We start from the raw sequence: 14,976 nt of genomic DNA on the forward strand, positions 1-14,976 counted from the left end.
TGTCCAGTATTTCGCCTGCTAAATCTGACATAGCTGATGGCTGCATTTTAAATTTCTTTTCTACTTGTCTAGATGTGCTTGTCTATATCTATATACATGCCTATACTTCATTACAACATTCACCGCCACGTTAAGGAGTCACCATGAAAAGCGCGGTCTTCTATGGAAAGCACGACCTCAGAGTCGAGGAATCGGCAAAGCCGGCCGTGGGCAGGCGCGACGTTCTGATCAACGTCAAAGCTTGCGGCGTCTGCGGTACCGACGTTCATATCTATGAGGGCGACAAGGGTGCAGCCGACGTTACCCCGCCCACGATCCTTGGTCATGAGTTTGCGGGCGTTGTCGAGGCCGTGGGCAGCGACGTCGCCGGCTTTAAACCGGGCGATCGCGTGTGCATCGACCCAAACCATCCCTGCGGCTGCTGTGAACCCTGCCGCGACGGAATCAACCACTACTGCGAGCATATGACCGGTTACGGCACCACCGTTAACGGCGGCTTTGCCGAGTACTGCTCCGTGGATATGCAGCAAGTCTACAAGTTGGGCGATCACACCAGCTTTGAGCAGGGTGCTATGACCGAGCCCGTCGCCTGCTGTCTGCACGGCATCGATATGTGCAACATCAAGCCCGGCAGCACAGTTGTCGTTATCGGCGGTGGCATGATCGGTCTGCTCATGATGCAGCTCGCCAAAAACGCCGGCGCCACCAAGGTTGTCTTGCTCGAGCCTGTCGAAGGCAAGCGCGAGGTTGCACTCAAACTCGGCGCCGACCTGGCAATTGATTCCATCCACGAGGACGTCCCGGCCCGCCTGAAGCAGGAGGGCGTCGGCAACGTCGACGTTGTAATCGAATGCGTCGGCAAGCCCGTCACCATCGAGCAGGCCATCCAGATCGCCGGCCACAAGGCTACGGTCATGATGTTCGGCCTCACCAAGCCCGATGAGACAATCACCGTCAAGCCCTTCGAGGTCTTCCAGAAGGAGCTTGTGCTTACCTCGTCCTACATTAACCCTTATACGCAGCGTCGTGCGCTCGAGCTCATCGACTCTGGCAGGCTCGACGTATCCTCGATGGTCGCAAAGGTAGCCTCCCTCGACGAACTCGGCGCCATCCTGTCAGACCCGGCCCTGCGTGCCATGGGCAAATATATAATCGACCCCGGCAAGTAAATCGATTGACACCTGCGCGGGCGGCCCTCATCCGTCGTTCACGCACCCAGCTCTAGGAGACCGTCATGGCGCGAGCCATCTTCCAAACTATTTATGACAACGTCAAGCAGTCGATTGACGACGGCACATACGCCTATCAGAGTTATCTGCCTTCGGAGACTGAGCTCACGCAGCTGTTTGACTGTTCGCGCATGACGGTCCGTCGCGCCATCTCGATGCTTGCGGCAGATGGTTACGTGCTCCCCCAGCAAGGCAAAGGCATGCGCGTTATTCGCAACATTAGTGACGAGAAGAGTCGTGGCGGCGGCGGACTCGAGACCTTTAAGGAAATCGCGACCAGCCGAGGCTTTGAGCTTAAGACTGTCACCACCGTCTTTGAGCTCCTCGTCTGTAGCAAGGCGCTCTCCAGGATTACCGGGTTTCCCGAAGGCTGCGAGCTTACGCGCGCCAAACGCATCCGTTATGCAGACGGACATGCCGTGTGCTCCGACGACTCCTATTACCTAAGCTCACAGGTACCGGGACTGACACCCGAGATTGTCAACGATTCGATTTATCGTTACCTCGAAGAAGATCTTGGCATTAAGATTGCCACGGGCAAACGCGATGTAACGATTGAGCATCCCACGCCCGAAGATGCGCGCGTGCTCGATCTCGACGACTTTAACGCACTCGCCGTTATACGCGGGCAGACCTACAACGCCGACGGCATCCTTATGGAATACACCGAGACCAAACAGGTTCCCGGGTTCTTTTTGCTCCATGAAACCGTGACGCGCAACGGTACCGGTCGAACCGGCCACCAAAGCAGCATGAACTAACCATTTATTAGTTGCGGTGGGATAGTTCCTAGAATGGCCCGCTTAAGGGCAAAACAGGAACTATTCCACCGCAACTTTTTGGCTGGCGGGGCAATACCTGTTCCACCGGCCATCATTTACGCTCGTTTAGCTAGTCCGCGAGCTTCTCCACTTGGTCGAGCATCTTGTCAAGCTTGGCCTTTGCCTCAGCCTTGACCTTCTCAGCCTCTTCGTGAGCCTTCGCCTTCTGCGCGGCCTTCTCCTCGGCCTCGGGGTCGACGACGACCAGATTGGACGCGTCATGCTCAACCAACTTGAGCGCATGCTCGGGGCACACCTTGACACAGGCGCCGCAGCCTAAACAATACGTGGACTCCAACGCAAAGCGGCCGCTTCCCACCAGATCGCAGGCAAACGTGGGGCACACGTTGACGCACTCGCCACACGACGTGCACTTGTCAAAATCGCATTCCGGCGTGCTCACCTGCATGTTCTGGGCAAGCTCGGGGTGGTTTTGCAACGTCGAGAGCACCAGTTGACGCCCGTGCGTGAGCGAACGGCGACGCTTGGTCGTCGTGGTGCCGCACATGGTGTTGAGCGTGCGCTCCAGCTGGGTAATCTGATGGCGATGGGCCTTGAGCTTTTGCGTCACCGAGGCCAGCGCCGCCGTCGCCGGATTGAGCTTGGTCACCGTCAGGCCCGTGGTGCGGGCGATCTTTTCCATGTACTCCTTGCGCTCGTACTCGCGGCGCTTATGGCATTTGAGGCTCTTAGGGTCGACCTCCAAGCCCATGCCCGTGCCGGCCCACTCCTCGGCAGTAGCGATTGCCTCGCCCAGAATGTCCTCACCGCCGGTGTTGCGGCATTTATCGCACACACCCAGCGGCAAGTACACACTCACGTTGGGATAGTCGGCCAGCACCGAAAACCAAGTCTCTGCCGTAATATCGCCCACGCAGGCAACGACGACCTCGTTTTCGCGCGGCATGCGCTTAAGGGCGCGTGTGCAGGTGACGTAGGCGGTCTCGTGGCTCGTAGCAGCAGAGACAATGTCGTCGTAGACGTTTTTGGGTGCAAGGCGCGGAGAGATGATTGCCTCGGTCGGACAGGCAGCGGCACACAGGCCGCACTTGCGGCAGGAGTCGAGGATCTCGATGGCGTCTTCCTCGACCTCGATAGCGTTGACCGGGCACACGTCCATGCACGCGGTGCAGCCGCTCTTTTCGTTTTTGCAGGTCAGGCACGGAATGGTGTTGCCGCGCGGACGCTCCTTATAATCGGCAGGGTTCCACTGCGGCGCCGACGGATCGAGTGCATCGGTCACGCCGCCAAGCGGGTTTTTAAGAAAGTCGAAACCCTTGCTGATCTCGATAATGTCATCAAACAGATCGTGTTCCTGCGCCATGCGCGGCCCCTCCCTGAGCAGTGCAAACAAGCAAGAGATAATGATACGCTATCGGCCCACGCCTCGGGCAAATTACACGCGGAGCACCTTTGGGGCAAATAGACCTACAATCTATTGCCAGCCTAATCGCCTAGGTTTATTGAGGAGTCACAAGATGAAGATTGCCCTGATCGAACCGTTGGGAGTACCCGAGCAGACCATCGACAGGCTCTCCGCACCCCTTAAGGACGCCGGACACGAGTTTGTCTATTTCGATACCAAAACAACCGATCCGGCCGAGCTCGCTCGACGCAGCGAGGGCGCCGAGGTCGTCATGATCGCCAACAACCCCTACCCTGCCGAAGTCGTCGCCGGCGCCGATGCGCTCAAGATGATCGCCGTTGCCTTTACGGGCATCGACCACGTGGGGCTTTCCGCCTGCCGTGAGCGCGGTGTTGAGGTTCGCAACTGCGCCGGTTACTCCGACGTTTCGGTCGCCGAGCTCACCCTTGGCCTGACCATCGACGTGTTGCGCAAGGTGGGCGCCGCCGATGCCGCCGTCCGCAGCGGCAAGACGAGCGCCGGCCTAATGGGCACCGAAATCCGCGACAAGACCGTGGGTATCGTGGGCTGCGGTAAGATCGGCTGCGCCACGGGTCGTCTCTTTAAGGCCTTTGGCGCCCGCGTGCTGGGATATGCCCGCCACGAGCATCCCGAGGCAGCCGAGGCCGGCATTGAGCAGGTTTCGCTCGAGCAGTTGCTCGGCGAGTCCGATATCGTAAGCCTGCACCTGCCTAACAATGACACCACGCGCAAGAGCTTTGGCACCGAGCAGTTCGCCCAGATGAAGGACGGTGCCGTCTTTATCAACTGCGCCCGCGGTGCCATCGTGGATAACGATGCCCTTGCCCAGGCACTCAACGACGATAAGCTCGCCGGTGCCGGCATCGACGTCTTTGATATGGAGCCGCCCATCCCCGCCGACTACGCGCTCGTCAACGCCAAGAACTGCACCTTCACGCCACATGTAGGCTTCCTTACGCACGAGGCCATGCAGCGCCGCGCCAAGATTGAGTTCGACAACGTCGTCGCCTACGTCGAGGGTCGCGCGCAAAACGTTTGCGAGCTATAGTCAAACGAGGGCGAGGCAAAACCTCATCGCAGGCCTACCCCGCCTTCTTTAGTTCAACTAACCTGACCCCTTTGCACCATAGCAAAAAGGGGCAAAGCCATCTGTCGGCTTTGCCCCCTCCTTAGCTTGATTTACTCATCCATAAGGTAGTAGTGGCCCAGTGCGTCGGCACCCAGGATGGCGTTTGCGACCATCTCGGGCGTCACCTCAAACGGCATGTTGCACATGGTGTCCTCGGGCGCGCACGCGGCCTCGGCAACAATCATGGCCTTCTCGCGCGTAAGCTCGGCAACGCCAAGTTCCTTCATCGTGACCGGCAGGCCCAGCTCAATGCAGAAGCCCAAGACTTCCTCGAGTTTCTCGGTCGGGGCATCCTCGAGTACCAGCTGGACGATGGTGCCGAAGGCGACCTTCTCGCCGTGATACATGCCGTGGCACTCGGGCAGCATCGTCAGACCATTGTGGATGGCATGAGCAGCAGCAAGGCCCGAGCTCTCAAAGCCAATACCCGAAAGCAGCGTATTGGCCTCGATGATGTGCTCGACGGCAGGCGTGAGCGCACCCTTCTCCAGCGCGACCTTGGCCTTGACGCCATCGGCCATGAGCGTCTCGTAGCAGAGCTTGGCGAGCGCCAGGCCGGCCATGCCGCCCTTGCCGCCAGCGCAGGTGCCGCCGTCGGCATCGTGCGTCGCCTGGGCCTCAAAGTAGGTTGCGAGCGCATCGCCCATACCGGAAACCGTCAGGCGCACCGGGCTCGCCGCGATAACCGTCGTATCCATCAGGACAATGTTGGGGTTTGCCTTAAGGAACAGGTACTTATCGAACTGGCCGTCATCGGTATAAAGCACCGAAAGCGCAGAACACGGAGCATCGGTCGAGGCGATGGTGGGGCAAATGATAACCGGGGACTCCAGGTAATAGGCGACGGCCTTGGCGGTGTCGAGGATCTTGCCGCCACCGACGCCGACGATGATGTCGCAACCGTTGTCGCGAGCGAGCGCAACCAGGCGATCGACCTCGCCCTTGGAGCACTCACCGTTAAAGTCCTCAAACAGCAGCTCGGCCTTAGCCTCGGCAAAGCCGCCCTCGATCTTGGCACCGACGCGCTTCTTGCCCGAAGGCGTCACGATGACGAGGGCCTTAGCGCCGAGCGGCTCGACATAGGAGCCGAGCTTGGCGAGCTCGTCCGGACCCTGGATGTACTTGCTGGGGCTATTGAAGATTGCAGCCATTTTTATCCCATTCTCTAATAAGTAAAAAGAAAGGGGCTCCGTACGGATACGTGCGGAGCCCCTCATTACGATAACAAGAGTCGATTAGAAATCGATGTCGGTGTCGTAGTAGCAGGCCTTGAGGATCTTCTCGAAGTCGGCAGCCTTGGTCTCACGCGGGTTCTCGGGCGTGCAGGCGTCCTGCTCGGCGTTCGCGGCGATCTCGGGCAGCTTGGCGAGGAACTCCTCCTCGGAAACCATCTGCGGGTTCTCGGCGTCGACCTTCACGCCACCATTCGCGTAATCCTTGATGGACTGCGGAATGTTGAGCTGGTCGTTGAGGTCGCGAATCTTCTGGACGAGCGCAGCGATGAGCTCCTCGTTGGTCTCGCCGGGAAGGTGCAGGATCTCCTTGGCCACGTAAGCGTAACGCTCAGCAGCACGCGGGTCCTTGGAGTTCCACTGGATGACCTTGCCCAGGTACATGGCGTTAGCGGCACCGTGGATGATGTGGCCGTTCTCGAAGGCAGCACCGGTCTTGTGAGCCATGGAGTGAACGATGCCGAGCAGGCCCGAGGAGAAGGCGATACCGGCGATGCACTGAGCCTCGTGCATGTGCTGACGGGCCTCATGGTCGCCAGCATAGGACTTGGGCAGCCACTCGACGATCTCGCGGATGCCGTGCAGAGCGTTGGCGTCGGTGAACATAGAGGCGCAGGTGGAAACGTAGGCCTCCATGCAGTGGGTCAGAGCATCCATGCCGGTGTGAGCGCACAGCTTGGCGGGCATGGTGTAGGTGAGCTCGGGGTCGACGATGGCGACATCAGGGGTGATGTTGAAGTCGGCCAGCGGGTACTTGATGCCCTTGGCGTAGTCGGTAATGACGGAGAACGCGGTGACCTCGGTAGCGGTGCCGGAGGTAGAGGAGATGGCGCAGAAATGAGCCTTCTGACGCAGCTCGGGGAAGCTGAACGGCTGGATGATGTTATCGAAGGACTCCTCGGGATACTCGTAGAAGACCCACATGGCCTTAGCGGCATCGATGGGCGAGCCGCCACCGATGGCGATAATCCAGTCGGGCTCGAACTCGCGCATGGCCTCGGCGCCCTTCATGACCGTCTCGATGGACGGGTCGGACTCGACGCCCTCGAACAGCTTGACCTCGAAACCGCCTTCCTTAAGGTCGTTCTCGACGTCCTGCAGGAACCCGCCGCGGCGCATAGAGCTGCCGCCAGAAACGATGATGGCCTTCTTGCCCTTGAGGTTCTTCACCTCGTGGCGAGCGCCCTCACCAAAGTACAGATCGCGAGGATTGGTAAAACGTCCCATACTGTGCCTCCTAAACAAGCCCCTCTTAGACTTGCGTATATAACGGAGCACCCAATTGGCTCCGTTAGGACCGGTTTGCGCGTTGCCGGCGATGACAATGCGCGATGTCTAAACGTCTCAACGCTCAGACAAACACTATTTTACCGTTCTGGTTGGTCAGTTATTCACCTAAAGCCGCCAATGATGAAACGTTTTTTCTATCCCTGAAGACCCTTGTGCGGCATTCATACTCCCAAGCTGGGCAAACGTTTTATCAAGGTTGACCACATATCCCGGACAGGACGGTGCCCCTCCAAAATATGCACCGTTCGCCGCCAAAAATCGACCGTTTGCGGCACCGTGATACCACTCGCTCGTCCAAGGTGCCGACATTTGTGCGACATCCGTCTTCGTGGTGCAAAGGTGCAAGTCCAAGTGCGGCACCCCCCCGGTGTGCCACATGCGGGTAAACTAGAACCTTATATAGAGACATTTGAACCCTAACCGCAGCAAAGGAGGCCCCATGGCATTCGATCCCATTCAAGAGGATTGCCATCGCCTCGTTCTTGAGGCCTTGCGCCGCGATAATATCCCGCTCACTGACGCTGCCGCCGTAGAGCGTCTGATGGAACAATTCACCCGCAACCCCGCACCGCTCATCGTGCACGACCGCGACCGCGCCGGGCACCTCATTGCCAAGGTGGTCGAGGCTGTCGACTACCGCATTCCCTTTATCCCTGACGATGCCCAGGCAGAGCAGGAAGAGGCAGCTGCCGAGAACATGCTCCGCGAGGCAGCCGCGCTCGATCCGGCCAACTGGGACGCTCAGCGCATGCTGACCGCCCTTACCGCCAGCTCCAACGAGGAGTACGTACAGTATTTGGCATCCAAGTGCGATGAAGTCGAGCACGACCTGGCACTCAAGATCGCCTCGGCGCAGGACCCCTACGAGCGCGAGGCCGCAGGCGACCTTATGCGCCGTCCCTGCCTGCGCTGGCTTGCCGCCCTTGCGTCACGCGCCCTCATTAGCGGCCGCTATCGCATGTCACTCGAAGCCGCAAACCGCAGCCTCGACTTTGCCCCCAACGATCCGGCCGGCGTCCGCCACACCGCGATGCTCGCCATGGCAAAGCTCGAATACCCCGCTGAGGAGCTCAAGCGCTTTCGCTCTGCCCACTCCGTCTCCTATCTCGCCAACACGCCGCTGCGCCGTCGTCCCAAGGACGCGGAGCGCGACTTGGACCCATGGACGCTCATCGCGCTGATGAGCGCTGCCTGGCGCGAGCTGAACTACGAGGGCGCCGAGCACTACTTGCGCATCCTTGCGCGCTCGTGTCCACACGCAGCCGAGGCGCTCTACTTCCAAACCGAGTTTCCCGATGGCGTCTATGCCCGTGTCAACGTGGGTGTGGGCTCCACCGACGAGCTTGTCCTTGCGCTGTCCGAGGCGACGCCGGTACTGCAGGAGGGTCTGGGCGCCCCCGACAACGCCAGTTTTGCCGCCTGGGTCGCCACCAACGACATTGTGCGTTCCCAGATCGACGAGCGCATCCTGCGGGCGGCCGAACAGGGCCTGCCGTTTAAGGGAGGAGACCTCTAATGGATCCGAGCGTCTACATCCCCGCCTACCTGGAGCGCGCCTACGTTGCGTCGCACCCCGAACTCACCGATGCAGCACGCGATCTTGTCCATAACGACGTGAGCGTCAACCCTCATAAGTATGCGCAGACCGAGCATGCCCAGGCACTGCTGTCCTATGCCGGTGTCCACCGCCACCTGCTCGACGAGCTCCATCGCATCGAGGATATGGGCAGCGACGAGGAGTTTGAGCAGACGCGCAACCGCCTGTTCGACGATATGCGTGATGAGCTGCTCAAGATCGTCCGCATCGATGCACATGTCCTCGATGCCCAGCTGCTCGCCATCATTTTGGCGGACACGCCCGTTGACGCCTGCCTTGGCGACCTGATGAAGCTCGAGGCGACCACGGCCGATTACCTGCAGCAAAGCGTGCCCGGGTTCGACATGGAAGCCCCGCACTACTGGGCCAATAATGTTTTGGCCGACGGTGTCACCGCGGCAGACCTTACCGTGAGCGAGCCGGCTCTTATCGGGTGGCTCCACACGCTCGAGGCCATCTCGCAGCTGTGCATGGCGAGCGCCCGCTACCGCGCTGCTGCCAACTACGCCCGCCGCGTCCTTAAGGCAGAAGGCTATCCCACCCGGGCCGCAGGCACCGTGTTGCTCGCCCTCGCTCGTCTGGAAGACGAGGACGGCTTTTTTGCCCTAGCCCACCAACTCGAGGAAGAGATCGGGGCTGACGCGCTCGAGAACTCTCCTTGGTATCTGCTCGCCCGCACAATCCTATTGTTCAAAACGAACAAGATGCGCCCGGCGACACGCGCGCTGCGTGAGTTTGCCAACCGTTGCGAGGGCGGCGCGTTCTTCTTGCTGAACCCCATGTACCAGACGCCGTACCTTCCCTGCCGGCCCGAGCCGCGCGATCCCTGGGACCTCTCGCACCAAGCGGTTTGGGAAGCCGACGGCATCATCTCGGACACCCCCGACTTTGCCCCCTGGGCCAATGCCTGCGAAGACGTGCCGCAGCTTGCCCAGGAATTTGCGCGCCGCTACGGTTTTTAGTGACGCACTCGACCCGACCATGTCGTTTACGTTAGGAACGGTTTCATGAACCTCCGCTCATCTCTTGCCTGCACCTCGAGCGATATCGCCCGCTGGGGGCTGCGCTCCGTCCTTAAGCGCCAGGGCGGCGTACTCCCCGGCCGCATCGCCATGAAGATCGACCCCGAGCTGCTGAGCGACCTCGCCGGCCTTGTCGACCGCAGCGTGGTGATCACCGGTACTAATGGCAAGACCACCACCTCCAACCTCATCGCCGACGCCGTTGCCGCCAGCGGCGCTACCGTGGTGTGCAACCGTGCCGGCAACAATATGGAGCCCGGTGTGGTGGGTGCTCTGCTCGAGGCCCGCAGTGGCCTTAAGCACACTGACAGCGGCAAGCGCGTGGGCGTTTTTGAATGCGATGAGCTCTACACCGTACGCGTTCTGCCCAAGCTCAAGCCGACGTACTTTGTGCTGCTCAACCTGTTCCGCGACCAGCTGGATCGCTATGGCGAGATCGATCACACCCAAGACGTCATCGCCCATGCGTTGGAGCTCTCTCCGATGACAACGCTCATCTACAACGCCGACGACCCGCTGTGCGCCTCGATTGCCGCGCGCGTTCCCAACGCGAGTATTGCCTTTGGCATCGATGGCGCCACCAACACCGAGTCTGACCGCATTAGCGACTCGCGCTTTTGCTCGCAGTGCAACGCGCCGTTGGAGTACGACTACGTACAGTATGGTCAACTCGGCGCCTACCATTGCCCCTCGTGCGGTTGGGCACGCCCCGCACTGGTCCGCCGCGTGACGGGCGTGGAGCTCGGCTGCGACGGCTACGGCTTTGACCTTGTGTTTGGATCTGATTCCAGCGCGCTAGCCGCGCACATCGCCACGCGCTACAACGGCTTATATATGGTCTACAACGTTGCCGCCGCCTTCTTTGCCGCGCACGAGTTGGGCGTGGACACGGCGCTTCTACAGCCTACGCTCGATGCCTATGTGCCCGCCGGTGGTCGTATGGGGCGCTGGGATATCGCCGGCCGCACCGTCGAGGCCAACCTGGCTAAGAATCCCGTAGGCTTCGATCGACAAATCCAGTCCATCAAGACGGCAGGCGGCAGGCTCTGCGCTTTCTTCCTCAACGACAACGATGCCGACGGCCACGATGTATCGTGGATCTACGACGTCGACTTTGAGCGCATCGCCGACACGCCGGGTCTTGTCGCCTTTGCCGGAGGCACGCGTGCACACGACATGCAAGTACGCCTCAAGTACGCCGGCATCGATGCCGCGATTATCTCGGACGTCACGCAGGCAATTGGCGCCGTGGCAGACGAGGCCGCCAATGACACCTTCTACACCGTCGCCAACTACACGGCCTTCCCGCCGCTGGTCAAGGAGCTCGACGGACTGAAAGGCACCACTTCCGACGCTGTTGCCGGGCGCGCCGTAGCCCGTGCCGACGGCAGCGCTCTTCCTGTCGGCATCGCACCAGTCGAGCTATCGCGCCCGCTGCGCATCGTCTACCTGTACCCCGATGCCCTCAACCTCTATGGCGACGGCGGCAACGTCATTGCCCTCGAGCGCCGCTGCGCCTGGCGTGGCATCCCCGTGCGCGTGGACGAGGTCCGTATGGGCGAGTCGCTCGATCTCACCGACGCCGACATCGTCATGATGGGCGGTGGCTCCGACCGCGACCAGCTAGCCGTGGCACACGAGCTGCTCGCCCAAAAAGACAAGGTCGCGGCCTATGTTGAGGATGGCGGCTCGCTGCTTGCCATCTGTGGCAGCTATCAGCTGCTCGGCCGTTCGTACTATATGGGTGAGGATCGCATCGAGGGCCTGGGCGTCATTGCCGCCGAAACCGTACGTGGCTCCGATCGCCTGATCGGCAACGTCGCCGTCAGGACCGACCTGGCACCCGAGCCCTTTGTGGGATTCGAGAACCACGGCGGCCGCACCCTGCTCGATGCAAAGGCCACGCCGCTCGGAACGTCCGTCGTCACGGGTACCGGCAACAACGGCGATGATGGCCTTGAGGGCCTCATCTACAAGGGCGTCATCGGCACGTACCTGCACGGGCCGGCGCTGCCCAAAAACCCCGAACTCGCCGACTGGCTGATCGCCCATGCCCTCGAGCGCCGCGGCGATGCGCAGGCCACGGCCCTGCTGCCGCTCAAAACCCTCGACGACACCTACGAGCACGCCGCCCACGACGCCGCCATGAAGCTCCTCCCCTAACGCCCCAACCACCACAAAGGGGACAGGCACCTTTGTGGTGGTTTTTCAGTTTGCCAACGATATGTGAACGGCTAAAAAAGTCTGCTATACTCTTTCCCGCTGTCCCCATCGTCTAGCGGCCAAGGACGCCACCCTTTCAAGGTGGATATCGCGGGTTCGAATCCCGCTGGGGGCACCACAGAATCTGAGAAGCCCGTTACCAATTCGGTAGCGGGCTTTTTGCTACCGATATGCCGGGATTCGAACCCGACAGGGTGCGGAGCTGAGGAAACGCGAAGCGTTTTCCAGCGCAGCACGCAAGGAGCGGAGCGACGCAGCGAAAGCGGGCGGCGCCAGCCGCATGCGGACATCCCGCTGGGGGCACCATTTAAACTGAGAAGCCCGTTACTAATTCGGTGACGGGCTTTTTGCTACCCATGTGCCGGGATTCGAACCCGGCAGGGTGCGGATCCCGACACCATCGCAAGGCCTGTGGTCAAAAAATGGCAAATATGAGTACTGTTACCATTTTAGTTACAGCGATTTCATGCCTTCAGAAGGCGATTTAGCCGTCAGGCGTCCTACGGCGGAAAAATTGCAGACGTTTATCGGCTAAGTACTTGGACATATGTTGCGTAACACTACATATTTTGCAAATAAATAATGTTACAGGACTTGTGACAGTACTCATATTTGACGTTTTTTGCCCATAGCCCTTTATACCTAGGCAAATCGGCGGCAAAACGGGCTTCAAAGCGTCCTTCGCAAACAAAAAGCCGGGGCCCGCGTAATGCGGACCCCGGCTTTCAACCGTGACGGTATGTTATCCCAGTCCTACACGTAGAACAGGATGTCGTCGTAGGTCGGAACCGGCCAGTAGTCGGCGGCCACGATCTCTTCCATGGCATCCACGGCGGCGCGCAGTGTATCCATAGCGGGAACGACCTCGTGTGCATACACATTGGCCTGCTCCTGACCATCGAGGGCCTCGGCCTTCTGATGCACGGCGTCGAGCGCCTTGATAGAGTCGTTGATGGCGGTGATGCCGTTGCAGAGCTTGTTGAGCGTGTTCTGCTCGCACTGCATGGCGGCCTCGGCGCCGGCGGCACGAATAGTCTCAAGGCCTTTAGCGACCTTGGTGGCGTAGGCGGTAATGACCGGGCGATAGGTACGACGCGCCTCGCGAACCATCGTGGTAGCCTCGATGTTCATGAGCTTGTTGTACTTCTCGAGCTTGCAGTCGTAACGGCACTGAGCCTCGGCCTTGGTCAGGACGCCCGTCTCCTCAAAGAGCGCGATAGCCTTATCGGAAACAAAGGCGGGCAGGGCGTCAGCCGTGGTCTTATTGTTGGCAAGGCCGCGCTTCTCGGCCTCGATGGGCCACTCATCGGAGTAGCCATCGCCGGAGAACAGGATGCGCTGGTGATCGGTCAGCACCTTCTTGCAGTACTCGAGCGCGGCGTCCTGGAACTCATCCTCGGGCGCACCCTCAAGCGCGTCGGCGAAGGACTTGAGCGACTTGGCCACGGCAGCATCGAGCACCAGGTTGGAGTCGGAGACGTTCTGCTCGGAGCCGCAGGCACGGAACTCGAACTTGTTGCCGGTGAAGGCAAACGGGGAGGTGCGGTTGCGGTCGGTGTTGTCCTGCATCAGCTTGGGCAGGGTATCGGCACCCAGGTCAAGCACGCCGCGCGTGGCATGGACGGAAGCCTTGCCATCGATGATCTTCTCAACGACCTCGGTAAGCTGGTCGCCCAGGAAGATGGACATAATCGCTGGAGGAGCCTCGTTGGCGCCCAGACGATGATCGTTGCCGGCCGAGGCAACGGAGGCACGCAGGAGCTCCTGATAGTTATCAACGGCCTCGATCACCGCGGTGAGGAAGACGATGAACTGCAGGTTGTCGAGCGGGGTGTCGCCCGGGTCGAGCAGGTTCTCGGACTCGGTGCCAAGCGACCAGTTGTTGTGCTTGCCCGAACCGTTGATGCCCTCGAAGGGCTTCTCGTGCAGCAGGCAGACCAAGTCGTGGCGGGAGGCGATGAGCTTCATCTTCTCCATCATGACCAGATTCTGGTCGATGGCCTCGTTGACCTCGCCATAGACGGGGGCGAGCTCATGCTGGCAGGGAGCAACCTCGTTGTGCTTGGTCTTGGCGGGAATGCCAAGCGCCCACAGTTCATCGTCCAGGTCCTTCATATAGGCCGAGACGGTGGGACGGATAGCGCCAAAGTAGTGCTCCTCGAGCTCCTGGCCCTTGCAGGGAGCAGCACCAAAGAGGGTGCGACCGGTGATGACCAGGTCCTTGCGCTTGCGATAGGCGTCCTTCTTGATCAGGAAGTACTCCTGCTCGTCGCCCACGGAAGGAACGACCTTCTTGGGGGTCTTGCCAAACAGCGCCAAAACGCGCTTAGACTCACGCGAGAGCGCGGTCATGGAGCGCAGCAGCGGGGTCTTCTTGTCCAGGGCCTCGCCCGTGTAGGAGCAGAAAGCCGTGGGGATGCACAGGACATCGTCCTTGATAAAGGCGGGGCTGGTGGGATCCCAAGCGGTGTAGCCACGGGCCTCGAAGGTGGCACGCAGGCCGCCGTTGGGGAAGCTGGAGGCGTCCGGCTCGCCCTGGATGAGGTTCTTGCCCGTAAACTTGGTAATGGCGGTGCCGTCGTGGTTGGGCTCCAAGAAGCTGTCGTGCTTCTCGGAAGTAATGCCCGAAAGAGGCTGGAACCAGTGCGCGTAGTGCGTCGCGCCCTTGGAGATGGCCCAGACCTTCATGGCATGGGCAACGGCGTTGGCCACATCCAGGTCGAGCGGCTCACCGCCCTCGAGGGTTGCAGCAAGGCGCTTCCAAATGTCCTTGGGGAGGTAGTCCTTCATGACTTCCTCAGAGAACACCATGGTCCCGAAGCGGTCAGTAAGTTCGGCCATACGGAACTCCCTTCGTATCGGCACCGCGTGAGAAGCGGTGTTGATTACTAACGAACGAGTCATAGCTTAGACTCGCCGTGTTTCCGCAACATTACCGTTATGTTGCTGTCGCGAAACCAATCAATGAGGTTACCGCATCGCGGCGGCGTTGCCACCCTCAACAGCCAATCAACTGTATAAATTGCAGACCTTTCCCCATGGTTTA

The 14,976-nt window shown here is 60.2% G+C and carries 10 protein-coding genes and 1 tRNA gene; 7 read left to right on the forward strand and 4 right to left on the reverse strand.

The features are described from left to right. The first annotated feature begins 143 nt into the window (after window positions 1-143). Both AAAX34_RS00680 and AAAX34_RS00685 read left to right on the forward strand, forming a co-directional pair. Complete coding sequence (locus AAAX34_RS00680; RefSeq protein WP_117848089.1) at window positions 144-1,169, forward strand: zinc-dependent alcohol dehydrogenase family protein; 1,026 nt, start codon at window positions 144-146, stop codon at window positions 1,167-1,169. A 65-nt stretch (window positions 1,170-1,234) separates the two neighbouring features. Beyond that, window positions 1,235-1,990 (forward strand): GntR family transcriptional regulator, encoded by a 756-nt coding sequence (locus AAAX34_RS00685; RefSeq protein ID WP_349109673.1) that lies wholly within the window; start codon window positions 1,235-1,237, stop codon window positions 1,988-1,990. Between the two features lie 130 nt (window positions 1,991-2,120). Here AAAX34_RS00685 and AAAX34_RS00690 read toward each other — a convergent pair whose 3' ends face one another. Beyond that, window positions 2,121-3,374: a 4Fe-4S binding protein gene (locus tag AAAX34_RS00690; protein WP_349109674.1), complete on the reverse strand. Its 1,254-nt coding sequence runs from the start codon at window positions 3,372-3,374 to the stop codon at window positions 2,121-2,123. 154 nt (window positions 3,375-3,528) lie between these two features. On the opposite strand from AAAX34_RS00690, the gene AAAX34_RS00695 reads away from it, so the two are divergent. Beyond that, window positions 3,529-4,485: a 2-hydroxyacid dehydrogenase gene (locus AAAX34_RS00695; protein ID WP_349109675.1), complete on the forward strand. Its 957-nt coding sequence runs from the start codon at window positions 3,529-3,531 to the stop codon at window positions 4,483-4,485. A gap of 131 nt (window positions 4,486-4,616) precedes the next feature. Here AAAX34_RS00695 and AAAX34_RS00700 read toward each other — a convergent pair whose 3' ends face one another. Continuing rightward, the gene (locus tag AAAX34_RS00700) at window positions 4,617-5,717 is read right to left on the reverse strand and encodes a glycerol dehydrogenase (protein WP_349109676.1); all 1,101 of its coding nucleotides are present in this window, start codon (window positions 5,715-5,717) and stop codon (window positions 4,617-4,619) included. Window positions 5,718-5,801: 84 nt separating this feature from the next. Next, window positions 5,802-7,025, reverse strand: coding sequence for an iron-containing alcohol dehydrogenase (locus AAAX34_RS00705; protein WP_006234677.1), 1,224 nt, complete (start codon window positions 7,023-7,025; stop codon window positions 5,802-5,804). Between the two features lie 502 nt (window positions 7,026-7,527). Here AAAX34_RS00705 and AAAX34_RS00710 point away from each other — a divergent pair. The 4 genes from AAAX34_RS00710 (at window position 7,528) to AAAX34_RS00725 (ending at window position 12,048) form a co-directional block, all read left to right on the forward strand. Continuing rightward, window positions 7,528-8,604: a hypothetical protein gene (locus AAAX34_RS00710; protein WP_349109677.1), complete on the forward strand. Its 1,077-nt coding sequence runs from the start codon at window positions 7,528-7,530 to the stop codon at window positions 8,602-8,604. Further along, window positions 8,604-9,647: a hypothetical protein gene (locus tag AAAX34_RS00715; RefSeq protein WP_349109678.1), complete on the forward strand. Its 1,044-nt coding sequence runs from the start codon at window positions 8,604-8,606 to the stop codon at window positions 9,645-9,647. The genes AAAX34_RS00710 and AAAX34_RS00715 overlap by 1 nt, the downstream gene beginning before the upstream one ends. Window positions 9,648-9,692: 45 nt before the next feature. Continuing rightward, window positions 9,693-11,870 carry a MurT ligase domain-containing protein gene (locus AAAX34_RS00720; protein WP_349109679.1) on the forward strand — a complete coding sequence of 726 codons (2,178 nt, stop codon included), beginning with the start codon at window positions 9,693-9,695 and terminating at the stop codon, window positions 11,868-11,870. A 101-nt stretch (window positions 11,871-11,971) separates the two neighbouring features. Further along, window positions 11,972-12,048: transfer RNA gene (locus tag AAAX34_RS00725), tRNA-Glu, on the forward strand. 635 nt (window positions 12,049-12,683) lie between these two features. On the opposite strand, the gene AAAX34_RS00730 is transcribed toward AAAX34_RS00725, so the two are convergent. Beyond that, on the reverse strand, window positions 12,684-14,771 hold the full coding sequence (locus AAAX34_RS00730) for a glutamine synthetase III (RefSeq protein WP_349109680.1): 2,088 nt from the start codon (window positions 14,769-14,771) through the stop codon (window positions 12,684-12,686). Between the last annotated feature and the right edge of the window lie 205 nt (window positions 14,772-14,976).

Source organism: Collinsella sp. CLA-ER-H4, assembly GCF_040092395.1.
Lineage (GTDB): Bacteria > Actinomycetota > Coriobacteriia > Coriobacteriales > Coriobacteriaceae > Collinsella.